The 21,706-nt window shown below is 65.0% G+C and carries 21 protein-coding genes; 9 read left to right on the forward strand and 12 right to left on the reverse strand.

The window, feature by feature from the left end:
- Window positions 1-75 precede the first annotated feature (75 nt).
- Together F600_RS0103510 and F600_RS0103515 are read left to right on the forward strand one after the other, a co-directional pair.
- Window positions 76-1,344 carry an FAD-binding oxidoreductase gene (locus F600_RS0103510; RefSeq protein ID WP_018159206.1) on the forward strand — a complete coding sequence of 423 codons (1,269 nt, stop codon included), beginning with the start codon at window positions 76-78 and terminating at the stop codon, window positions 1,342-1,344.
- Window positions 1,341-2,591: a class I SAM-dependent methyltransferase gene (locus F600_RS0103515; protein ID WP_018159207.1), complete on the forward strand. Its 1,251-nt coding sequence runs from the start codon at window positions 1,341-1,343 to the stop codon at window positions 2,589-2,591. The genes F600_RS0103510 and F600_RS0103515 overlap by 4 nt, the downstream gene beginning before the upstream one ends.
- Window positions 2,592-2,598: 7 nt before the next feature.
- Here the strand turns inward: F600_RS0103515 and F600_RS0103520 are convergent, their stop codons facing one another.
- Window positions 2,599-3,162: a hypothetical protein gene (locus F600_RS0103520; RefSeq protein WP_018159208.1), complete on the reverse strand. Its 564-nt coding sequence runs from the start codon at window positions 3,160-3,162 to the stop codon at window positions 2,599-2,601.
- 94 nt (window positions 3,163-3,256) lie between these two features.
- Window positions 3,257-3,877, reverse strand: coding sequence for a neutral zinc metallopeptidase (locus F600_RS30065; RefSeq protein ID WP_018159209.1), 621 nt, complete (start codon window positions 3,875-3,877; stop codon window positions 3,257-3,259).
- 171 nt (window positions 3,878-4,048) lie between these two features.
- On the opposite strand from F600_RS30065, the gene F600_RS0103530 reads away from it, so the two are divergent.
- Window positions 4,049-4,717: a DUF4190 domain-containing protein gene (locus F600_RS0103530; RefSeq protein WP_162141383.1), complete on the forward strand. Its 669-nt coding sequence runs from the start codon at window positions 4,049-4,051 to the stop codon at window positions 4,715-4,717.
- Window positions 4,718-4,923: 206 nt separating this feature from the next.
- On the opposite strand, the gene F600_RS0103535 is transcribed toward F600_RS0103530, so the two are convergent.
- The 4 genes from F600_RS0103535 to F600_RS0103550 are packed head-to-tail and all read right to left on the reverse strand — an operon-like array spanning window position 4,924 to window position 8,300.
- The gene (locus F600_RS0103535) at window positions 4,924-5,442 is read right to left on the reverse strand and encodes a glycine cleavage system transcriptional repressor (RefSeq protein WP_018159211.1); all 519 of its coding nucleotides are present in this window, start codon (window positions 5,440-5,442) and stop codon (window positions 4,924-4,926) included.
- Window positions 5,443-5,452: 10 nt separating this feature from the next.
- Window positions 5,453-6,136 (reverse strand): acireductone synthase, encoded by a 684-nt coding sequence (gene mtnC, locus F600_RS0103540; protein WP_018159212.1) that lies wholly within the window; start codon window positions 6,134-6,136, stop codon window positions 5,453-5,455.
- Window positions 6,133-6,711, reverse strand: a complete 579-nt coding sequence (locus tag F600_RS0103545; protein WP_018159213.1) for a 1,2-dihydroxy-3-keto-5-methylthiopentene dioxygenase — start codon at window positions 6,709-6,711, stop codon at window positions 6,133-6,135. The genes mtnC and F600_RS0103545 overlap by 4 nt, the downstream gene beginning before the upstream one ends.
- Window positions 6,708-8,300 carry a bifunctional S-methyl-5-thioribose-1-phosphate isomerase/methylthioribulose 1-phosphate dehydratase gene (locus tag F600_RS0103550; protein WP_040630382.1) on the reverse strand — a complete coding sequence of 531 codons (1,593 nt, stop codon included), beginning with the start codon at window positions 8,298-8,300 and terminating at the stop codon, window positions 6,708-6,710. Before F600_RS0103550 ends, F600_RS0103545 begins: the two co-directional genes overlap by 4 nt.
- Before the next feature lie 105 nt (window positions 8,301-8,405).
- On the opposite strand from F600_RS0103550, the gene F600_RS30070 reads away from it, so the two are divergent.
- The 4 genes from F600_RS30070 (at window position 8,406) to F600_RS26795 (ending at window position 14,594) form a co-directional block, all read left to right on the forward strand.
- Window positions 8,406-8,849, forward strand: coding sequence for an SRPBCC family protein (locus tag F600_RS30070; protein ID WP_018159215.1), 444 nt, complete (start codon window positions 8,406-8,408; stop codon window positions 8,847-8,849).
- A 137-nt stretch (window positions 8,850-8,986) separates the two neighbouring features.
- Window positions 8,987-11,455: an AMP-binding protein gene (locus tag F600_RS0103560; protein WP_018159216.1), complete on the forward strand. Its 2,469-nt coding sequence runs from the start codon at window positions 8,987-8,989 to the stop codon at window positions 11,453-11,455.
- On the forward strand, window positions 11,452-13,464 hold the full coding sequence (locus F600_RS26790; RefSeq protein ID WP_018159217.1) for an aldehyde dehydrogenase family protein: 2,013 nt from the start codon (window positions 11,452-11,454) through the stop codon (window positions 13,462-13,464). The genes F600_RS0103560 and F600_RS26790 overlap by 4 nt, the downstream gene beginning before the upstream one ends.
- On the forward strand, window positions 13,461-14,594 hold the full coding sequence (locus F600_RS26795) for an isocitrate/isopropylmalate family dehydrogenase (RefSeq protein ID WP_018159218.1): 1,134 nt from the start codon (window positions 13,461-13,463) through the stop codon (window positions 14,592-14,594). Before F600_RS26790 ends, F600_RS26795 begins: the two co-directional genes overlap by 4 nt.
- 5 nt (window positions 14,595-14,599) lie before the next feature.
- Here F600_RS26795 and F600_RS30075 read toward each other — a convergent pair whose 3' ends face one another.
- Genes F600_RS30075 through F600_RS0103585 form a run of 3 tightly spaced genes read right to left on the reverse strand, consistent with a single transcriptional unit; the run spans window position 14,600 to window position 18,390 of the window.
- The gene (locus tag F600_RS30075; RefSeq protein ID WP_018159219.1) at window positions 14,600-15,460 is read right to left on the reverse strand and encodes a glycosyltransferase family 2 protein; all 861 of its coding nucleotides are present in this window, start codon (window positions 15,458-15,460) and stop codon (window positions 14,600-14,602) included.
- Window positions 15,429-17,618 (reverse strand): molybdopterin-containing oxidoreductase family protein, encoded by a 2,190-nt coding sequence (locus F600_RS0103580; protein WP_018159220.1) that lies wholly within the window; start codon window positions 17,616-17,618, stop codon window positions 15,429-15,431. Before F600_RS0103580 ends, F600_RS30075 begins: the two co-directional genes overlap by 32 nt.
- 22 nt (window positions 17,619-17,640) lie before the next feature.
- On the reverse strand, window positions 17,641-18,390 hold the full coding sequence (locus F600_RS0103585; protein ID WP_018159221.1) for an SGNH/GDSL hydrolase family protein: 750 nt from the start codon (window positions 18,388-18,390) through the stop codon (window positions 17,641-17,643).
- Between the two features lie 69 nt (window positions 18,391-18,459).
- On the opposite strand from F600_RS0103585, the gene F600_RS32275 reads away from it, so the two are divergent.
- The gene (locus F600_RS32275; protein ID WP_018159222.1) at window positions 18,460-18,660 is read left to right on the forward strand and encodes an Arc family DNA-binding protein; all 201 of its coding nucleotides are present in this window, start codon (window positions 18,460-18,462) and stop codon (window positions 18,658-18,660) included.
- Window positions 18,657-19,031, forward strand: a complete 375-nt coding sequence (locus F600_RS32280) for a type II toxin-antitoxin system death-on-curing family toxin (protein ID WP_018159223.1) — start codon at window positions 18,657-18,659, stop codon at window positions 19,029-19,031. The genes F600_RS32275 and F600_RS32280 overlap by 4 nt, the downstream gene beginning before the upstream one ends.
- Here the strand turns inward: F600_RS32280 and F600_RS0103600 are convergent.
- Genes F600_RS0103600 through F600_RS0103610 form a run of 3 tightly spaced genes read right to left on the reverse strand, consistent with a single transcriptional unit; the run spans window position 19,019 to window position 21,681 of the window.
- Window positions 19,019-20,203 (reverse strand): MFS transporter, encoded by a 1,185-nt coding sequence (locus tag F600_RS0103600; protein WP_018159224.1) that lies wholly within the window; start codon window positions 20,201-20,203, stop codon window positions 19,019-19,021. The two genes, F600_RS32280 and F600_RS0103600, sit on opposite strands and share 13 nt — an antisense overlap.
- A 2-nt stretch (window positions 20,204-20,205) precedes the next feature.
- Window positions 20,206-21,069, reverse strand: a complete 864-nt coding sequence (locus F600_RS0103605) for an aldo/keto reductase (protein WP_018159225.1) — start codon at window positions 21,067-21,069, stop codon at window positions 20,206-20,208.
- 39 nt (window positions 21,070-21,108) lie between these two features.
- Window positions 21,109-21,681 carry a hypothetical protein gene (locus F600_RS0103610; RefSeq protein ID WP_156024397.1) on the reverse strand — a complete coding sequence of 191 codons (573 nt, stop codon included), beginning with the start codon at window positions 21,679-21,681 and terminating at the stop codon, window positions 21,109-21,111.
- Between the last annotated feature and the right edge of the window lie 25 nt (window positions 21,682-21,706).

Consider the following 21,706-nt stretch of genomic DNA (forward strand, 5'->3'; position numbering starts at 1 on the left):
CGTCGGGCGACGCCCGAAAGGGAGCAATCCACATCGGCGGATGAATTCGAGCCGGTATCGCGCTAGCGTCGAAGTATGGCCGAAGATCACTTGGCCAAACTGGAACGGCTGCGCGCGAGCTACCGCGCGATTCCACCTGGCGAGCCGATACGGCTCGCCAAGCGAACGTCCAATCTGTTTCGAGCGCGGACGCATTCCCACACGCGTCTCGACGTTCGCACCTTTGATTCAGTGCTGAATGTCGATCCCCACTCGCAGACCGCTGATGTCGAGGGCATGTGCACCTATGAGAATCTCGTGCGGGAAACTCTGCAATTCGGACTCGCCCCGAAAGTCGTGCCACAGCTGAAGACCATCACACTCGGCGGCGCCGTCACCGGCCTCGGGATCGAATCCACGTCGTTCCGGAACGGGGCTCCGCACGAGTCCGTCCTCGAAATGGAAATCCTCACCGGCGCAGGCGAAATCGAGACGGTGAAGCCCGGCGACGACCTGTTCAGCGGCTTCCCGAACAGCTACGGAACGCTCGGCTACGCGACTCGCCTGCGGATCGCGCTCGAGCCGGTGTGCACGTACGTCGAGCTCGAACACCAGAAATTTGACGAACTCACGCGGCTGCAGGATGCACTCGCACATCCGCCCGATGTCGACTATGTCGACGGCGTCGTCTTCGGCCCGCACGAGAGCTACCTCTCGCTCGGCCGCGGATCGAACATCCCCGGACCGACCAGTGACTACACCGGCCAGCAGATCTACTACCGCTCGATCCAGAACAAACCCACCGACTTACTGACGATCCACGACTACCTGTGGCGCTGGGACACCGATTGGTTCTGGTGCTCGCGCGCCTTCGGTGCCCAGAATCCTCTGGTACGCCGATTCTGGCCCCGCCGACTCCGGCGTAGTGACGTGTTCTGGAAGCTCATGGCACTGTCGCGCCGGCTGCCGACAAAGGAGGAACGCGTCGTTCAGGACGTCGAGATTCCCGTCGAGAATCTCGCCGAATTTCTGTTCTGGTTCCTGCGGAACATCCCGATCACGCCGATCTGGATCTGCCCGATCACCGCGCGAAACTCGTGGCCGCTGTACCCGCTCGAACCGGGCCACCTGTACGTCAACGTCGGGTTCTGGTCGTCGGTACCAGCGGGCACGCAGGCGAACATCGCGATCGAAACCAAGGTCACCGAACTCGGTGGCCACAAGTCGCTGTACTCGGATTCGTTCTACGACCGCAACACGTTTGACCGCCTGTACGGCGGGGATTTCTACCGCGGGATCAAGGAACGCTACGACCCGGATCGGCGATTGCTGAACCTCTACGACAAGGCGGTGAACCGACGATGACTCGACCGGCAGCCATTCCATTCGCGGAGGCGCTGGGCATCGCGAAACTGAAGATCAAAGCGTACGACGGCAGCTCCGCCGGCGCCGATGTGCCGATTGGAATCCGCGTCAATCGACCACGAGCGGCCGCCGATCTTCTGCACTCCCCCGGCGAACTGGGCCTCGCCCGCGCCTTCGCGGCGGGAGATATGACGGTCTTCGGAGTCCCCGAGGGCGACCCCTACGAAGTACTCGCCGAACTCGACGACATGGGCGATCACCGTCCACCCGCGAGCGCGTTTCTCCATCTCGGCATGGTGGCTGGTCGCGATCTCCTCCACCGCAGTCCGCGTCTCGAGATCGAGATGCCACCGCGCTGGCGTCGATTGAAGCGTGGCCTCCGGCACTCGAAAGCGCGCGACGCTGAAGCGATCCGGCACCACTACGACGTCTCGAACGAGTTCTACGCAAACGTCCTCGGGCCGTCGATGACCTACACGTGCGCCGTGTTCGACACGACGCAGCAGTCCCTCACCGACGCGCAGGAGAACAAGTACCGCCTCGTGTTCGACAAGCTTGCACTGCAACCCGGCGATCGTCTGCTGGACGTCGGCTGTGGTTGGGGCGGCATGGTCCGCTTCGCCGCCGAACGTGGCGTCCGCACGCTCGGTGTCACACTGTCGAAGCCGCAGGCGGACTGGGGACAGCAGGCGATCGAGGAGGCTGGACTCGGGCACCTCGCCGAAGTTCGCTACCTCGACTACCGAGACGTCGACGAGGACCAGTTCGACGCGGTCTCCTCGATCGGGCTGACCGAACACATCGGGTTGGCGAATTACCCGGACTATTTCCAATTCCTGGCGTCGCGTCTACGGGATGGCGGGCTGTTGCTCAACCACTGCATCACCCGTCCCGACAATCATTGGGGAACACACCCGGACAGCTTCATGGACCGGTTCATCTTCCCCGACGCCGAACTCGCCAGCCCGGGACGAGTCGTCTCCGCGATCCACGACAACGGGTTCGAGGTTCGGCACGAGGAGAATCTCCGCGAGCACTACGCCCTCACCCTGTCCCACTGGAACCACAATCTCGCGGCTCACTGGGACGAATGCGTTGGCGAGGCAGGGATTTCCACGTGCCGAATCTGGGCGATCTACCTGGCCGGATCGCGCCTCGGGTTCGAACAGAACGACCTTCAGCTACACCAAGTGCTCGCCGTGAAGGGGCGCGCACGTCTTCCGATGCGGCCGTGGTGGAGGCCGTAGCGATAGATCAGGAGAGCTTCACGCCATCGAGCGAAATCTGGAAGCCGGCATTCGCCTCCGTGCAGGAAATTCCGGTCCGCTCGGATGTGCACGCGAACTTGTCGACCGTGATCGTCTGCCCGTAATCGAGGACCTTGAAGGCGGCCGTGGGCTTCCACTCGACATTGCACTGGTAGCCGGACTTGTCTTGCCACAGGGTGGCGCCGGTCCAGTTCTTGTCGTCGCACTTGATGTCATCGGGGACGGCCTTGCGACCGTTGACCACACACGTTGCGTCCGGCGGCGAGAAGTCCGCCATTCCCTTCGCGAAGGTGAAGGTGCATTGCAGTGCACCCGACGGCGACCGGAACTCGATGTAGTAGCCCGCTTCGTCCTCGCGGCGGAAGTCCACCGGATTGACCGGCCCGGGCTTGCCGGCCGCGGGTGCGCTAGCGGGCACCGGTTCGCCCGTGATCGCCGTCGTCGTAGGTGCGGCCGGCGACACCTTCGGAGTGGAACCGGTGCCGCCACATCCAGCGAGCACGAGGCCGGCCAACGCGACACCCACGGGTATGGCTGCCGAGCGCTTCATGCGACACCGCCTTCTTCTGAGATGACGACTCGACCGAAACGCTAGCGGTCGAGCGCAACCATCACCCCGATTCGCGGGAACCGACACGAAGTTGCTAGATGCAGGCCCGGACTCCGCCGTTCCAGCCCTTCATGAAGGAATCGTGCTGTTCCTGCGCGGTGCCATGGTCGGCGTTCGACTGCGCGGGGTGGGCGTCACCAGCGAACTGGTCCAGACGGACCAACTCTTCCTCGTCTCCGTCTTCGACGACGACAATGCCATCCGCGGCCATCTCGCCGAGCGTGGCGCCGGCGATGCACTCCGCGGCGAGTTCGTTCATCGGAAGTCCGGCGCGCGTCTGAATTGCGTGACCCCACTCGTGCGCCACGACGTCGTAGATCCAGAGGTCACCGAGCTTGCTCGCCTCGCCGATGAACGGCGCACCGAAGGTGACCGAGTCGTCGGCCGGGCAGTAGAACGCGTTGTTGGTCTTCATCTCGCCGCAGGCGGTGTTGACGGTGTCGTAGACCAGGCCACGGAAGTTCGGGGACGTGTAGGTGCCACCGAAGTACTCGCTGTAGTGCTTGGCCCAGAACTTGTCGACCACCTTCGCCGTGGCATTGAACTCGGCCTTGACTTCCTTCGTCAGGGCAGCTGCGTTGGCCGTTCCGGACAGCGCAACAGCGATCGTCGCGGCGGCGGAAACCGTGGCTGCGGCGATTCCGAAGGTCTTCATGGCTTCTCCTGGCTTCTCGGCGGGCGGTCGGTCAACCCGTGGTGATGTCTTTTAGAAGAGCGAGGGGCGCAGAAGGTTCCCGAGTTTCCCGAGGAACTTTTCAAGATCGGTGGCAGCGGCCAACAGTGGCGCGCGACCATGGTGGAGACAGGCTTCGATGGAGGTTCGGGCATGGCTTACCAACCGCCGCAACAACCACCGTGGCCGCCGAATAATCCGCCCGGCAATCCGCAGGGCTCGTGGCAGTCGGGGCCGTATCCGTTTGGCCCGCCATCTGTAATGCCTCCGTACAGCGGTCTTGCAATCGCTGCGCTCATCACCGGAATCCTCTGCGGTCCAATAGGTTTGATCCTGGGAATCATCGGGATCAACGACACGAAGAACGGGCAGAAGCGGGGCCGCGGAATGGCCATCGCCGGCATTGTGTTCGGCAGTTTGTATGTTCTGGCCACGCTGGGCCTCATCGCGTTTACCGTCAGCGAAGTGCAGTCGATGAAAGCCACTGATCTCAAAGTCGGCGACTGCATCGAAGGACTGCCCGCGGAAGATGGCTCCGAAGTCTTCCGAATCACGACGGTCGACTGCTCGGAGCCGCACCGGTCGGAACTGTTCGCCAACATCGACATCACGGCCTCGAGCTACCCGAGCGCCAGCGAGTTCTCCGAACTCGCCAAGAAATGCGTCGACCGCCTCCACGAACTACACCCGAACACGACGAGTGAGCAGGGCGTCAGCATCTTCACGCTCCACCCCACGAAGGGCTCCTGGGATCAGGAAGACCGGACGCTTTCCTGCTTCGCGGTGACGACGGAAAAGCGGTCGGGATCGGTATTCAAGTAGTCGGTCCTTGAAACCTGAAACAAATGGACGAAAGGCTGCGCGAATTCTTCTCTGATCCACAGAATGCGGATCCACATTCCACATGAAGGCGAGCCAGAATAATAAGTGCCTTACCTGCACAGGGACGGCAAGACCCCATCCCCCGAAATACGACTGATGGCCGAGAACTCCGGTTCCCGGCCATCAATTGGTTTATCGAGGTCCGGTCAGTTCCCGTCTTCGATCGCCAGGTCGACCATGAGTTCCGCGGCGACCCGTTCGAGATCCGTCCGGACATCGGCGAAGTTGTCGCTGGTGGGCACGCGAACCACGACCTGCGCTTCGAACAGCATTCCGCCGCCCATCGGGGCTTCGCGAGTCGCCGTTGTCATCGACTCGATGCTCGAGCCGCGTGAACTCAGGACCGAAGCGATCTCGTGCACAATGCCCGGGCGGTCGCTGCCGAGGATGTCGATCGTGAGCACCTTCGAGTCGCTGGCACCTTCGGTCGGTGCGGCGGGATACGCGGTGACCTTCAGCAGCCCGTCGAGGGTCTCGGTCGCGGCGACCATGGCGTCGACGTTCTCGGCGGGCACGGTGACGACCACGATGCCGGCGAACTTGCCCGCGAGCTGCGCCATCTCACTGCGTTCCCAGTTTCCGCCGAGCCCCGAAACGACATCCGCAAGCGCTGCGACGAGGCCGGCGCGATCGTCGCCGATGACCGTGAGAACAAGTTGTGGCACGGGGAAAATCCTACGGGAGCTCGACGTCCCGGAAGTCGCTGATCCACTCGTGCGGCTCGCGCGGCGGGTTGGGTTCCCCCGGTCGCGAAACACCGACGGCCAGCCACCCCGCGGCGACCGCCGCATCGAGCTCGTCCGGGTGGTCGGACAGGAACAGCAGCTGGTCGCCCGGGATACCGATTGCACCGGCGATCTTCCGGTACGACGACCGCTCACGCTTCGGCCCCGCCGTCGACAGGTCGAAGTGCCCGCTGATCAGCGACAACAGTTCGCCACCACGCGCGAATTCGAACCAGTCCTTCTGGTTGCGGACCGAGCCGGACGAGTAGACGTACAGCTCCATCCCGCGGTGCCGCCAGGCCCGCAACGCCGGCGCGACGTCCGCGAAGAACTCACCGAAAACCGCACCTGACCGGAAGCCCTCGGCGCAGACGATTCCCTGCGCCAACTTGAGCGGCTCGGACTTGACGTCGTTGTTGAGCCAGCCGATAAGGATGTCTGCAACCTCGGCGACGTCCGCATCCGGACGTTTCGCCTGCACGCGAGTCGCCTCGATGATGGACGCCGCCGCACCCTCGGCGTTCTCCGCGAGCCAGCCCGGCAGCCGGCTGCGGGTGTACCCGTAAAGGTCGCCCCGCACCGACGCCGTCGGGCTGGTCGTGCCTTCGATGTCGAGGACGAGCGCCCGAATCATGCAGAGACGACGAGTTCGTCGAGGGTCGGGAAACCGCTCGAGATCTTGTCGCCGGTGAAGTCGCCAACCCAGCCGTCTTCCTCTTCGAAGAAGCGAACGGCCACGAACTCCGGACGGGTGCCCATGTCGAACCAGTGCAGAGTGCCGGCCGGAACGGAGACGAGGTCACCGGCGGTGCAGACGGTCGCGAGAACTTCGTCCCCGAGGTGGAGGTAGAAGCAGCCCTGACCGGCAGCGAAGAAGCGGACCTCGTCCTCGGCGTGACGGTGCTCGTCGAGGAACTTCGCCCGGGCGCCCGCGGCCTTCGCCGGGTATTCCGGGTCGTTGTCGTCCGGGTGGATGCGGACGATGTCGACGAACTTGTACCGACCGTCGGCGTTGAGCTCGGCGATCTCATCGGTGTACTTGGCCTGGATGTCTTCGGTTGCGGTGGCTGCCGTCAGACCCAGCAACACCGGCCAGCGGGAGAAGTCGATCCCGCGCTTGGCGAGCTCGGAGGCGATCTCCGTGTCGTCGGTCGTCCGTAGCTTGACGAGGGATGAGTCATTGGCGGACATGATCTGGAGCAGGGTCATCGGTTCGGTCCAATCTCGCGGGTTCCGGTAAGAGTCGTTAGTTCACACATTGCCTCAAGACACTCCGCGCGGTCGCGGGCCTGCGCAAGCGTTGTACCCCAGGCAGTGATTCCGTGACCTGCGATGAACAGCACCGGCGGAGCGTCGGGGTTCTCGGTCAGGTACTTCTCGATGTCGGCGCCGATCTGCGGGACATCGGCGTGGTTGCGGAACATCGGAATGTCGATAGCGTCTGGCCGGGTTCCGCCGAGGCCCTTGATCAGCTCGTATCCGGCGAATCGCACAGAGTCGCCGGAGGCGGTGATCGACAGTGCGGTGGCATGCGGCGGGTGAACGTGCACCACAGCCTTCGCGTCACGCGTGCGGTAGACCGCCGTGTGAATGGTCGTCTCGGCAGACGGTCGTCCCGCACTCACGGGACGGGAGTCCACGACATTGACCTCGACCATGTCATCGCCGGTCAACTCGCCTTTGGACAACCCACTCGCGGTGATGAGCGCGGTTTCGCCCTGGCGCACCGAGATATTGCCGGCGGTCCCCGGCATCCAGCCCGAGCGATACAGACCTCGGGCGGCGGCGGCGATGTCGTCGCCGGCGTGCGACGTCTGCGACAGCACACCATTCTCGGTCACGACTGCGGTGACCAGGTCGGACGGCGTCACGTCGAAGGCCGGGTTGAAGGCGGCGGTGCCTTCGGGCGCCGTCAACACTCCCCCGAACCCGGTGACTTCGGATGCTGCCCGCTGCTCGACCACAATGTCCGCGCCGCGAGCGGTGGCCACATCGCGAGTCGACTCGGGCGCGACGACGATGAACGGAATCCCGTGGTGACGAGCCGCGATCGCGAGCATGTAGGTGCCGATCTTGTTGGCGACGGCACCGTCCGCGGTAACTCGGTCCGCGCCCACGATCACTGCGTCGACCTGCTCGGTCGCCATCGCCCACGCCGCGGCGGAGTCGATCGTGAGGCGATGCGGGATGCCGGCTTCGGCCATTTCGAACGCGGTCAGTCGGGCGCCCTGCAGCAGCGGGCGGGTCTCGTCGACGATGACCTCCGCCAGGGCACCGCGCGAGTGCAGGACTCGCAGCGCACCGATGGCCGTACCGAGCGCCGTGGTCGCGAGCCGGCCCGTGTTGCAGTGGGTCAGGATTCGCAGCGGCCGATCCGGGCACAGCTGCTGAATGAGGTCCGCGGCATTCGTCGCGGCGGCGAGATTGACCCGGCCGTCTTCCTCGAGCATCGCGAGTGCTTCGTCGAGCACGGACCGGGCGCCACCCGGCAGCTTGCTCAGCGCGCGCTCCACGCCCCACGCGAGATTGACCGCAGTCGGGCGGGCGTCGGCGATGCGCTTGGCTTCGGCCGCCACTTTCTCAGAATCATCGTGCGCGAAAGCCGCAATCACCACACCGAACGCACCCGAAACGCCGATCGCCGGCGCTCCCCGGATGGCCAAAGACTTGATCGCATCGATGATCTGGTCGACCGTGGTCAGCCGCATCTCCCGCATCTCATGCGGCAGCAGCCGTTGGTCGACGGTCACCAACGCACCGTCGTCCCACACAATCGAACTCTGATCCCTCACATGCACGCAACAACGGTAGCGAACCAGTATGACAAGGGCGAAAAGCTGGGACGACCAGCTCATTCCGCACGAGGATTGAACCGAGATCCGATACTCACATTGAGGGACGCCATGGACGCAAAGTTCACCGTCGAATTCGACACCGCAGCGACTCCGGAACAGGTTGTCGGAGCACTCACCGACTTCACCGGCAACCGGCCGAACGTATGGAAAGGATTGACGCGCAGCGACTATCAAGTGCATTCGATCGGCCCGACGTCAGCGGACGTCACCGAAGGCACCGTGAAGTTCTGGGCGCGCGAGTCCTACGACTGGTCGCAACCCGGTCGCGTCACGTGGACGTGCCGGGAATCGAAGTTTCTGAACCCGGGAACGACGATGCAGGTCGTCGCCACGCCGAACGGCAGCGGTTCCCACGTGACGTACGACTTCCACCGGAATTTCCGGGGCTTCCGCGGCGCAACCCTGTACCCCTTCATCAAGCTCACCGGCAAGGGCTACTTCCGCAAGTACTTCAAGTCGACGTTCGACCGGGTCGCACAGACCGGGGCCTAAGCCAGACCGGAGCTGACCGAACTCGACCTCACCCCCGGCCAACGGTGGTGGTAGCGTTCCCGCCCGAGACGGCGGGCGATTCATCCCGTTGGTCCAGGTAGTACCTCTTTTCGGGTTGAGGGGGAACGGGCAGCACTGTGCAGCAATCTGACCTGCAAGAACGACTCACCGACCCACCCGCCGCATGGTCTGACAACCCGGCCGTCATCGGCGAACACGTTGAGCTGACGTACCGCGAACTTCACCGCTCCGCGAACCAGGTCGCGAACGCCATACTCGCCCGAACCGGGCCGGGACCGATCGCCCTTCTCCTCGACCACGACACGTCCGCGATCGTCGCCGCACTCGGTGTTCTCAAAGCGGGCGGGCACTACATCGCACTCGATGTCACCTGGCCATTCGAGCGACTGGTGGCGACCGTCGGCGATTCCAATGCGCGGTTTCTCCTCACGAGTTCGCCGCATTCGGAGACCGCGAGGGGGCTGCAGACTCGTGTCGAGCAGCTCCGATTCGTCGTCGACATCAGGCAGCTCGAATCGGAGCCTTCAAACGACGTCGCCGGACCGTCGAATGCGGACGATCCCGCACTGATCGTGTACACCTCCGGCTCGACCGGACTCCCGAAGGGCGTGTGGCACAGCCACGCATGCCTCCTTGAGAACGCACAGATATGCGCATCTCTCCTCGAAATCCAACCTGGCGACCGGATGTCGCTCGTCCACGGACTCGGCACGATGGCCAGCGCGACGACGTTATGGGCGACGTTGCTCAGCGGAGCTGCAGTCGTCCCGATAGATCCGCGGAAAGGTCCACCCGCTCACCTGAGGGAGCGCATCGCGACCTGTGGTGTCACCGGATTACACCTGGTCCCGACAGTTTTTCGGCATCTGGTCGAGCGGGCTGAGACCGGGGCATTCGCTGGAGTCCGGCACGTCCGATTGGGCGGTGAGGCCGTCACACGCAGCGACTGGCAACTCTGGCGCCGGCACTTCGACGACGACTCGCGACTCCACGTGAGCCTCGGCTCCTCCGAGACCGGTCTGATCAGCCACGCGGTGTACGACCGAAACACGGCCGAGCCACCTCCGATCCTGCCTCTGGGCAGCGCCGTCCCCGGCCGGGAGGTCGTGGTGCTCGGTGACCGCGGCGAGCGTGCGGAACCAGGCGAGGTTGGGCGGCTGATGATCCGTGGCCGCCACCTCTTCGGCGGTTACCACGGGCGTCCCGAGGAAACGGCCGCAGTCCGTTCGGTCGGCACCGACGGATTCACGTCGTTCCTCAGCGGCGACCTGGGGTGGTACGACAGTGACGGCCAACTGTTCCATGCCGGTCGCGCGGACAGCCAGGTCAAGATCGACGGTGTTCGGGTCGAGCCCGCGGAAGTCGAGCACGCTCTTCGCACGTTGCCCTGGGTCGCCGATGCCGCCGTGGTCGCACACTCTCGGCCACAGGGACGGTCTGCACTCGCGGCGTTCGTCGTCGCCCGCGAGGACAATCCGGCAGGCCTGCGATCCGTGCGCTCGCACCTGCGCGAACTCCTTCCGCCGCAAATGATTCCGATGACGGTGGAACCTCTCGACGCGTTGCCGACGCTGGCCAGCGGAAAGATCGATCGGCGCGCGTTGACGTCCCGACCCGTGACGCGTCAACCGCACGCCGGCCCCCGAAACGAGATCGAGTCCGCGCTCGCCGAAGTCTGGCAGCGGGTTCTCGGTGTCTCCAACCTTTCGATGACCGACGATTTCTTCGTCGACCTCGGTGGCAACTCACTCGCCGCGGCGCAGGTGCTCGTGGAGACCGGCGAGATCGTCGGTCGCAAGCTGTCGATCGACTTCCTGTATCAGTCCAGCACCGTGGCTGCTATCTCGGAGCGCGTCGTCGATACCGGGTGGGAGCCCCCATCGGACGGCACGCTGGTCGTCCACCCCGAGGGCCGGCGCCGACCGTTGTTCGGAATATGCGGAATGTACGGACATGCGCTCCGCCTACTGCTCATCGGGCAAGCGTTGGATCCCGACCAACCGGTGTACGGTCTGCAGCCGCCCGGAATGGACTGGACGACAGTCGGCGCGACCACGGTCGACGCCATGGCAGCGCACTACGTCGACTCGATTCGGCGGATCCAGCCACACGGCCCGTATCAGCTTCTGGGCACAAGCTTCGGCGGCGTTCTCGCGTTCGTCATCGCTCGGCAATTTCAGTCCGAAGGTGAGCAGGTCGAATGGCTCGGAATGGTCGACACCGCGCCACCGGACTGCATCGTCAAGGGCCGTCGAAACCGCGCCGCCAAGCGTGATTACAACGGGGCAGAAAGCTCAGACCCGGTCCTGTCCATGGGCCTACGCGTTGCGGTCCAGCATGCCGACGCCCTCGCGAATTTCGTACTCGATGGTTCATTCCAGGGTCGTTTGACGTATTTCCGGGCCAAGGAACCGCGGACACTGCCGTGGCGGGACCGGCGGCGACTGTGGTCGCACCTCGTCACCGACCGCGTTCACACCGTGCAGGTCCCGGGCTGGCACGGAAACTTCCATCGCGAGCCGCAGTTCTCCGCGGTCGTCGCAGAACTACGACAATCCCTCGGCCACACGAAGGACCCTCGATGACATCGACTCAGACGGCCCTCCTCCTGGTTGACCTTCAGCAGGACTTCCTGTCCTCGCCAACCCTGACACCGACGCGTGGCGAGTTGATCGATCGCGCGACCACCCTCGTGGACGGATGGCGACGCCAAGGCAAACCGGTCGTGCACGTGATCACCACGGTCGCCCGTGACGACGACCGGCGAATGCCGCACTGGCGGGCGGCAGGTGTCTGGCGTTGTGAAGCCGGCACCGCAGGTCACCAGACGCCGGACACACTCAGGCCGCAATCCGGCGAACCTGTCGTTCACAAGACGGACTTCAGCGGGTTCGGCGGCACCGACCTGGCATCAACGCTCGAGGCACTGAACGCCAGCGCGATCGTCATTGCCGGAACGCACCTGCACGCGTGTGTTCGTGCGACGGCTCTCGACGCCTACCAGCGCCGGCTCGACGTGACGATCGCAGCCGACGCCGTCGGAACAGACGACGGGCTGCACGCCCAGGCGACGAAGGACTGGCTGGCTGCCAGAGGTATCACATTCCGCCCGGTGGACCGCCTGCTGACCGCACCAGAAGTGGTGCACGAGGCGACTGCCGAAGAGCTGCCGAGCCTGATCGCCGGCCCCGACGAGGAAGTCGGCACCGGCTCCAAGCAGCTGAACCATGCGTTTCCCGCGCAGAGCAGCCACGTTGCCTGGACTGTCGCGGCCGGTGACGCACGTGCGGTCGACCGCGCGGTCAGTGCGGCGAGAGCAGCCGCTCCGGGGTGGCGAGAAGCCGGCGGGCGCGCCCGGGCCGCCGCTCTCGTCAAGGTGACCGAAGAGCTTGCCGCAGCGGCTGATTCGTTTACTGCGGCGATCGTGGCGGATGTCGGTAAGCCCGTCAGTGCCGCACGCGCCGAGGTCGCTCGCACGGTCGACCTCCTGCGCGCAGTGAGCGCTCGCGGCGACGACTCGGTCGTGGCTGTCTGCGGGCCGGCGTCGATTTCCGAGGACCGTCCCGTCGGGACGATCGGGGTGATCACTCCGTGGAACAACCCACTCGCGATCGCGGTCGGCAAGATCGCGCCGGCCCTGGTCTACGGCAACACCGTCCTGTGGAAGCCATCGCCCGCCGCCACGCGAATTGCCGTGATGTTCGCGAGGTTGACGGCGACGCATCTGCCGCCGGGGGCGATCAGCATGATCGCGGGCGATGAATCAACCGCGCAGTTGGTGATGGCACACTCCGGCGTCGATGCGGTCACCATCACGGGTGGCGACGCCGCCGGTCGTGCGGCGCGCCTGATGTGTGCCCGCCGTGGCGTTCCCCTCCAGGCAGAGCTCGGCGGAAACAACGCGGCCCTCGTCGCGGCCGACGCCGATCTCGACGCAGCTGCGATCGAGATCGTTGCCGGCGCTTTCGACTTCGCCGGACAACGCTGCACCGCGAACCGACGGGTCATCGTCGAGGAATCGGTGCTGGACGACTTCGATGCGGCACTCCGGCGGGCGATGTCGCACGTGGTGCTCGGCCGACCCGAGGAAGAAACGACCACGGTGGGCCCGGTCATCGGAGAATCGGCGCGCGCACGTATCGAGCGAGCCATCAGCAGAGCGATTCGCGACGGCGCGATTCCCGTTACCGGCAGTGCGGAACCCGATGACGCCGCACTCCGGGCGGAGGGCGCCTACGTGCGGCCCGTGATTCTGCGTTGCGCCGACCCTCGGCTCGAGATCGTGCAGGAGGAGACGTTCGGCCCGGTGCTCGTCGTACAGCCCGCAGCGGACTGGGCCGAGGCGATCGACCTCGCGAACGGAGTTCGGCACGGATTGGTGGCGGCAGCGTTCACCCGTTCGCCCGACAAACAGGAACAGTTTCTTCGAGACATCCGGGTCGGCATTGTGAAGTTGGGATCCAGCACCGCGGGCGCAGACGTCGAGGCGCCGTTCGGTGGCTGGGGTCATTCCGGCGTGGGACCGCCGGAGCACGGCGCGTACAACCGCCAGTTCTACACACGCCCTCGTGCCGTGTACGGTTTGTCCATATGAGCCGCTGGTTACCGGCAATTACCGGTCACGCCCCCGGAAAAATCTCTCCCAAGTCTGAAGTCGTCATCGGCGTCCTGCCGGGCGAAGGCGTCGGGCCCGACCTCACGCAGAAGTGCGTTCAGGTCCTCGAGGCCACGAGCACACTGCACGGATTCCCGGTGCAGGTTCTGCACGGACCTAGCGGTCATGGTGACCTGCTGACGGCGGACGTTCGACAATTCCACGCGGACGTCTTCGCCCGCGGGGGCGCGGTCCTGTCCGGCGCGGTCGGCGGACGATTCGTGTACGACCTGCGTCGTGACTTCGACCTGTACTGCAAGCTCGTGCCGGTCCGCCCGTGGCGCGCCCTGCTCGATAACTCACCGCTACGTCCCGAGCACGTGCGGGACGTCGACATCATGATCGTTCGGGAGAACAGCGCGGGCCTGTATCAGGGCGTTGCGACCGTCGATGGTGAGGGCGACGAACGACGGGTTGTGCACTCCTTCGAGTACAGCCAGGCCGAGGTTTCGCGGATCGTTCGGGCGGCAGCCGCTCTCGCGGCGGGTCGCCGGGGACGGCTTGCGGTCGTTTACAAGGCCGGCGGACTGCCGACCATGAGCCGACTGTGGCGGGAGGCCGGAGAGGAAGCCGCGGCATCGTTCGGTGTCGAGACCAGCTTCGTCGACATCGACCTGTGCGCTTACGAACTCGTCAGCAAGCCGGCGTCCTTCGATGTGATCGTCGCGCCCAACACGTTCGGTGACATCCTGGCCGACATCTCGGCTCTCCTCCTGGGCGGCCGTGGCGTTTCTTTCTCCGGCAACTACGCGCCCTCGGGTAACGCGGTCTACCAGACCAACCACGGTGCCGCGTTCGATCTCGTGGGAGCCGACGCCGCGAACCCTGTTGGCCAGATTTCGTCCTTGGCGATGCTGCTTCGGGAAAGCGCCGGAATGCCCGCCGCGGCGCGCACGATCGACGCCGCGATCAAGACGGTGTGGAACGACGGGTGGCGAACCCGCGACGTCGCCGGACCGACTCACAAGGTCATCGGTACGAGCGAGTTGGTGGCTCGAATCGTGGATGCGATCGATCAGATGGCGGACGAGCCCGAGCCGGACGACGCGGAACTAATCTCCCAGCACTGAGACCGCTAACGCGCCACGGCCTGCCGGATGCATCCCACACCGAACAGGCCGGGGCGCAGCATCGTCAACGGAGATCGGCGGCGGGCCAGCTGACCCGTCATGAGCAATGCGCAGAATCCCACGGAGGCCACGCCGTGGTAGACGAGGCGAAATCGGTCGACGTCGCCCACCGACAGCGCAATTCGGGCTTTCCGCTCGCCGTACGAGACGTGCCGCGAAAGCACCCAACGCCAGCGGAGCCGCTCCGGCGGGATGTGGTCGTGCACGATCGCGGATGCCGCGAACACGATTCGGCGGCCAGTGCTGGTCAGGCGCCGGGTGAAGTCGGTGTCCTCGCCGCCGGTCTGGTCGTACGTGGGATCGAATCGCAGCGCCTGCTCCCCCGCGAAGCATGACCGCGCGAACGCGATATTGCCCGTGTACGCCTCGGGCCGTTCGGACAGATCCGCAAACTCCGGCATCTCGAAGTACGACGCCAACGCCGGAGAAACATCGAGCCCGTCAAATTCAGGACGGACCGGCCCCGTCACCGCGTCGGCACCGGTCCTGCGATGTGCGCCAACGAGTTCGGTGAGCCACTGCGGGTCGCACGTCTCGTCGTCATCGATGAAGGCCAACAGGTCGACGTTCTCGGCCTCCGCGTAGTCGAGGATGCGGTTGCGTACCGTCGCGAAGCCTGGCGCCGGTTCCACGACAACGGTCACCCCGGCGGGAACGAGCGACACGGCGGGAACTGCCGAGCCGTTGTCGACGACGAGGACGCTGACGATCGTGTCTGGTGGTGGGACGAGCGCGAGCACCGAATCCACGCATCGACGCAGCTCGCGCGGGCGATCACGCGTCGGGATCGCGACGAGAACCCGCACCTGCGTCCTCTCTGATAGGCGACACTTCGCACACACTCGCCCGCATCGGCGAGCTTCCGCTGATCGGGTCGCTCGGGGTCTGGGACAGCACGAGATTGACGTTCGCGCTTCCGGAACCATACGGCGAGTAGCCGGGTAATCCCAGTTCCTCGCACGCCTCCCACCAGCCATGTTGTCCGAACACAACCTCCGGGTCGATTGCCGAGTTGAGTTTGACCCGCGCCCGCACGCTGCCCAGTGGGGTCTCCAGGCTCGCCCAGTCGCCGGCCGCAATACCGCGCGCCGCGGCAGCTGCCGGGTGCATCTCCAGGGTCGGATCAGGTGCACTCTTGCGCAGCGCGGCGATCTGCCGATGCTGGGTCTCGCAGAAAAACAGCGACTTGGCACAGCTCAGGATCAGCGGGAACCGGGCCGCTAGATCGGGGCGCGAGCGCGGGCTGGTGAGCGGTTCGGCAAAGGCCGGCAGCGGGTCATAGCCCTGCGCGGCGAGCGTGGCCGAGTACAGCTCGACCTGGTGCGACGGCGTCTTGAATCCACCGTCCTCGTACTTGCGATATCGAGTCGTCAGCGGCACCCGAATCCCCTCGGGGTGTTCGCGAAGGTCTTCGAGCGTGATTCCGGTCGGTGCCAGCTGATGCCGTCGCGCCGCGTCGATGTCGCCGTTCCAGAAGTGTTCTCCCAGCCCGAGCCGGGTCGCGAGATCGAACACGATCTGCAGATCAGATCGAGCTTCGCCCTGTGGGGAGACGAGTGGCCGCCGGAGCTGAACGAGCGATTGCGCCTCCTGGCTGATCTCGAAGCCAATTTTCAATGCCTCGGACTCGAACGGCGTCGTGACCGGCAGAACGATGTCAGCGAGCTCCGCGGTGGGCGTCATGAACAGGTCCGCTTGGACGAAGAAGTCCAGGTTGCGCAACGCATCACGACCGCGGCGGCTGTCGGCGTGAGCCATCACCGGATTGCCCCCGAACCCGACCAGGGTCGTGATCCGGCCGTCGAGAGCGGCATCGTAGAGGTCTTCGCCGGTGACGAATTCAAATCGCGCGGGTCCGAGCGGACGCTTGTCGACGCCGAGAGCGGGCGGACGATTGCTGGTCAGGAACTCCCGGCCGTCGATCGGGTTGGCGGGGACCGCTTCGAACAGCACATTTCCGCCGCGGACGTCGAGGCTTCCAGTCAAGGCATAGAGGACGTTGATCGCCCGCATCGTCTGTGTGGTTCCGCTGTGCTGCTCGAGTCCGCTCCACGTGTAGAACGCGAGCGGTCGAGACTCCCAGATCGTCTGCGCGGTCGCGACGATGTCGGCGGCGGGAACGCCGGTGATCCCCTCGGCCCGCTCCGGCGCGAACTCGGCACAGCGCTCTTGGAGTAGTTCCCACACGGTCTGGCCGTCGACGACGTCTCCGGCATTGGTCCAATCCCGCACGAAATCGTCGTCGAACCAATCGTTCTCGATCATGACGTGAGCGAGAGACAGAGCCAGGGCAGCATCAGTTCCGGGGCGAACCCGGAGCCAGTGATCAGCCCGGGACGCGAGACCGGCCTTCCGGGGATCGATCACGATCAGCTTCGCACCGCGCCGGACCGCATCGACCGTGCTCGTGGCGTGCGACAAGCGCGCGACGGACGGGTTGTAGCCCCAGAACAAGATGCACCCGGCGTTGTCGATATCCGGAAGGTAGGTACCCGGAACCGGGGCGCCGAACGTGTACATCGGCGCGAGGTGGCGGCCCCACCCGCACAGCTCCATGTAGTTGGCGTAGTTGGGCGTTCCGAAGGTGCGAATCAGCCGGAGAATCCAGTCCGCCGCGTCGCTGATCGCCGTCGTCGACGGCGAGCTCGACGTGAACGCAACCGACTCGGGCTTCTCGACAGCGTTGAGCCGCGCGGCGACGGTATCAAGAGCCTCGTCCCAGGTGATCCGCTCCCAACCAGGATCTTCGGCGTCCTTGGGATTCGTCCGCTTCATCGGATGGAGAAGACGGGTGGAGTGGTACACGATCTCGGGCGCGGCCTTGCCCTTCAAGCAGATCGCCTTGCCGGTCGGGTGCGACGGGTCCGGATGCAGGGCGATCAATCTGCCGTCGGCCACGTCTGCCCGTGCCCCGCACCGGGACACACACAGCGGGCAGAAGGTCGGAACCGAGTCGAAGCTCACGAGCCGATTCTCACTGCTGTGATCAAGCGCGGCAATGGGTCAGCACTTCGTCGGCGATATGCCGCATTCCGGCCGTGTTGGGATGGAACGGAAGCGGCCTCCCCGACCACGGCACCCAGAGCTCCCAGCCGGCAACCCACGGCTCGGGAGCGGCAATCCCATGGGAGCGACTCGTCTGCGAAACGGTGACCAGGTCGGCACCCGATTGGTCCGCCGCACGACGCGTGGATTCCTGCAACCGACGTTCGGTTCGCCGCATCTCCTCGGTCTCGCGTTGGGGAAACGGCAGATCCGCGGCCGGCGTATCGCCGATGAGCGTCAGGTAGTCGACGAGCAGCACACGTGCGCCGGGTGCTCGCCGACGCACCTCATCGACGATGGTGATCAACACTTTGACCAGCGCAACGCCGTCTGCGTCCGTCGTTCTGCGAACGCGGCCCAACCGGCCCAGCGCGCCGACCTTGATCACCGAGGCGAGGAATCCGAGGTCATTACCGCCAATCGTGATCGTGACGTGCGTGGCGTCCCGGGTGACTGCCTCGATCTGCGGTGGACGTGCGCCGGTCAGAGTCAACTGGCGGGAATGCAAGATATGCGCCGTGGTCGCGCCCGCGGACGTGACGTCCCGCAGTTGGCTGCCCAGAGCACTCGCCAGCAGATGCGGATAGTTCACTCCAGAACGCATCGCGCCGACATCAACGACCGGGCGAATGCCCGGACCGGATGCGAACGAACTTCCCAGCGCGACGAGGGAGAGGCCGCCGGACGACATGCGCTCAGGGTACGCGACGGCGAAGAATCCGATACCAACCTTGGTATCACGATCGGTATCATCGAGGTCATGGCCATGACTCTCCGCATCCCCGACGAACTCAACGAGCAACTTCGCGAGTCCGCGAAGGCGCAGGGGATTTCGATGCAATCAGCGGTCATCTTGGCGATCGCCGAATATGTCGAGCGTCGCGAGGTTTCGATGGCGGCTCATCTGGCGCAGGAATTCGTCAAACAGAATCGCGAACTGATCGACCGGCTCGCCCAGTGATCTACTTGTCCTTTGCCCAAGCACAGGCGATCGCAGATATCGCGGTGGACGGCAAGGCACACTTCCGGGATATCGGCCTGCTCCACGCAGCGCTGGAGCGACCGAAGGCGACCGTCTTCGGAGAAGATGCCTACCCTGACGTCTTCGAGAAGGCCGCGGCGCTCATGCACTCGATCGTTCGATCTCATCCCCTCATCGACGGCAACAAGCGATTCGGGATTACCGCGACGGCCGTCTTTCTGGGCCTCAACGGCGTCCAGCTAGGTCTGCCCGTCGATGAGGCGGAGAAATTCGTCGTCAGCGTTGCCGATGGAACGTTTTCAGAGGTCAGTGAAATCGCGGCGCGGTTGCGGGCGTTTCAGTCGGACTGAACCGCCGAGACTGCTCGAGGTGCAGCCGCCGGAACCAACAACGCACTCGGCACGAGCAACACCGCAACGACCAACAACGCGTTCAGCGTGCCGATGTGGTCGGCCACCACGCCCAGGAGAGGTGGACCGGCCAAAAAGGCCAGGTAGGCGATCGTCGAGACGACGCTGACCCGGACCGCGGCATGCGCCGGATCGTCGGCCGCTGCGCTGATTCCGACCGGGAAGCCCAGCGAGGCACCCGCTCCCCACAACACAATCCCTGCGGAGACGATTGCCGGATGTCCGCCGACCACGATGAGAAGCACGCCGACGATCGCCGCCGCCATCGTCGACCACAACATCAGCGCACGACCCCAGCGATCGACCAGCACCGACCCGAACATCCGCGCGGCGGTCATCGAGGACACGAAGACCACGAACCCGGCGACCCCCACCCAGTGCGGCACCGCATAGCCATCCACGAGCGCGACCGCCAGCCAGTCGTTGGCCGTCCCCTCGGTCACGGCCAACGCGAACACCATCAGCCCGATCAGGATCGTGCGCGGCTCGAGCCACGCGCGCAGTGCTCGACCTCGCACAGGCACGCCTTCGGCGTGGACCGCGTCGCGCGGCAGGAAGTTGCCGACCGTCACCTGGGCAAGCACGAACATGAGTACCGCCATCGGCACGACATGCGCGACCAACGACATTCCAACACCCGTCGCGACGGCACCGATGACCGCGCCGGCCACCGCACCCAAGCTGAACAGCGCATGGAAGACCGGCATGATCGTGCGTCCGAGCTCACGTTCCACCGCCGCGCCTTCGACGTTCATCGCCACGTCCCATAGACCGATGCCGACGCCGTAGCAGAACAGCCCGACGCCGACGACCGGCACGCTTTGCAGAACCCCGGTTCCGATCGCCGTGGTCCCGAGCCCGAACACGGCGGCGATAACCCCGACGCGCACCACGTGCGCAGCGCCGATGCGATTGATCAATGCGCCCGCCGTGGGCAGCGTCAGCACCGAACCGACGGCGATCACGAGTAGCAACTGACCCAGTCGGCCATTGGAGAGTTCGAGTTCCGCGCGGACTGCCGGAATCCGCGACACCCAGGTCGCGAAGCCGAAGCCGTTGAGAAAGAACGCGATCATCACCGCCCGGCGGGCGGCGAAGACGGTTGTCGGCATCGTCAGCTGACGCGATGTCCGCCGAGTCGACCGACCATGGTCGGCTCGCGGTGGTCGAAGAACAGACTGACGCCCGTGTCGAGCGTGGCGATCTGCGCCAATTGATCGTCGGTCAGGGTGAAGTCGAAAATGTCGAAATTCTCGGCCATCCGGTCCTTGCGCACCGACTTCGGAATCACGACGACCTCACGCTGGACGAGCCACCGCAGGACAACCTGGGCGATCGACTTGCCGTGCGATTCGCCGATAGCACCGAGCACTGGATCGGAAAAGATGTTGTTGCGGCCCTCCGCAAAGGGACCCCACGACTCGATCTGAACGCCGCGCTCTTTCATCAACGCTTGGTCCGATTCACGTTGAAAGAAGGGATGCGTCTCGACCTGATTGACCGTTGGGGCGATCTCGTTGTGGTCGATGAGGTCGACCAGCCGGTCCGGATAGAAGTTCGAGACCCCGATCGCCCGGGCCAGCCCTTCCTTGTTCAGTTGCTGCAGAGCGCGCCACTCGCTGTAGACGTCGCCGAACGGCTGGTGGATGAGATACAGGTCGACGTAGTCGAGCCCGAGCCGGCGCAGCGAGTTGTCGAACGACCGCCTGCTGTCGTCTTCGACGCTTCCCGTCGGCGCGTGCTGGATCCACAACTTGGTCGTCACGAACAGCTCATCACGGGGTATGCCGCTCGCGGCGATCGCGGCACCGACCGCTTCTTCGTTCTGATACGCGGCCGCGGTGTCGAGATGCCGGTACCCGACCTCGAGCGCAGCCTCCACCGTGGCCTGCGTCTGGCCTGGCGGGATCTGGAAGACGCCGAAACCGAGGATCGGCATTTCGACGCCATTACTGAGCGTGACGGACTGCAAGGTCATGGCTGCACCCTAGAAGGGCATCGGAGCGCGGGCAACGGTTCAGTACAACGTGACGTTATCTCGGGTCAGGGTGAATCCTGGCTCGGAGAAATGGCACGTGATCTTGGATTGCTCAGAGATGCAACGGAATCCACCGACATCGATCGCATCGCCAGACTCGAGCGTCTTGTAGTTGCCCTGGGCGGCGCCACAGCTGTAACTGGCGCGGGTCGAGGTGACGACGGCACCGGTCGCGTTCGACTGGTCGCACGACCCCTGTTGCCCGGCGGCGGCATCCTTGCGGACACACGTTGTGTTGGATTCGGGCAGCGTCTCGGTATCGCCCTTACGGAGCGAGATGACGCAGGATTCCGCGTTTCCCGGGGTCGAGAACTTGTAATAGATCCGGTCCGCGTCCTCGCTGCGGTAATCGAAGACGATCACCTGGCTGCCATTGGTGGACGCGCCCCGCGGCGCATTCGCCGAGGATGACGCTGCGGCCGAACTCGACGACGCCGCGACCTCCGACTGGAGGGTCTTGCCATGTTCCTGCTCCACGTCCGGGCCACTCGAACTGCAGCCCGCCAGAGTCAGGGCAAACGCCGCTGCAGCGGCACTTCGTAACCACTTCATTGTCATCGAGTACCCAGAAACCGCC

The sequence above is a fragment of the Smaragdicoccus niigatensis DSM 44881 = NBRC 103563 genome (genome assembly GCF_000380645.1).
Classification (GTDB): Bacteria; Actinomycetota; Actinomycetes; order Mycobacteriales; family Mycobacteriaceae; genus Smaragdicoccus; species Smaragdicoccus niigatensis.

Coding starts and splice junctions, on each gene's coding strand:
- F600_RS0103510 (WP_018159206.1), top strand. CDS start 76: ATGGCCGAAGATCACTTGGCCAAACTGGAACGGCTGCGCGCGAGCTAC.
- F600_RS0103515 (WP_018159207.1), top strand. CDS start 1,341: ATGACTCGACCGGCAGCCATTCCATTCGCGGAGGCGCTGGGCATCGCG.
- F600_RS0103520 (WP_018159208.1), bottom strand. CDS start 3,162: ATGAAGCGCTCGGCAGCCATACCCGTGGGTGTCGCGTTGGCCGGCCTC.
- F600_RS30065 (WP_018159209.1), bottom strand. CDS start 3,877: ATGAAGACCTTCGGAATCGCCGCAGCCACGGTTTCCGCCGCCGCGACG.
- F600_RS0103530 (WP_162141383.1), top strand. CDS start 4,049: ATGGCTTACCAACCGCCGCAACAACCACCGTGGCCGCCGAATAATCCG.
- mtnC (WP_018159212.1), bottom strand. CDS start 6,136: ATGATTCGGGCGCTCGTCCTCGACATCGAAGGCACGACCAGCCCGACG.
- F600_RS0103545 (WP_018159213.1), bottom strand. CDS start 6,711: ATGACCCTGCTCCAGATCATGTCCGCCAATGACTCATCCCTCGTCAAG.
- F600_RS30070 (WP_018159215.1), top strand. CDS start 8,406: ATGGACGCAAAGTTCACCGTCGAATTCGACACCGCAGCGACTCCGGAA.
- F600_RS26790 (WP_018159217.1), top strand. CDS start 11,452: ATGACATCGACTCAGACGGCCCTCCTCCTGGTTGACCTTCAGCAGGAC.
- F600_RS26795 (WP_018159218.1), top strand. CDS start 13,461: ATGAGCCGCTGGTTACCGGCAATTACCGGTCACGCCCCCGGAAAAATC.
- F600_RS0103585 (WP_018159221.1), bottom strand. CDS start 18,390: ATGTCGTCCGGCGGCCTCTCCCTCGTCGCGCTGGGAAGTTCGTTCGCA.
- F600_RS32275 (WP_018159222.1), top strand. CDS start 18,460: ATGGCCATGACTCTCCGCATCCCCGACGAACTCAACGAGCAACTTCGC.
- F600_RS0103600 (WP_018159224.1), bottom strand. CDS start 20,203: ATGCCGACAACCGTCTTCGCCGCCCGCCGGGCGGTGATGATCGCGTTC.
- F600_RS0103605 (WP_018159225.1), bottom strand. CDS start 21,069: ATGACCTTGCAGTCCGTCACGCTCAGTAATGGCGTCGAAATGCCGATC.
- F600_RS0103610 (WP_156024397.1), bottom strand. CDS start 21,681: ATGAAGTGGTTACGAAGTGCCGCTGCAGCGGCGTTTGCCCTGACTCTG.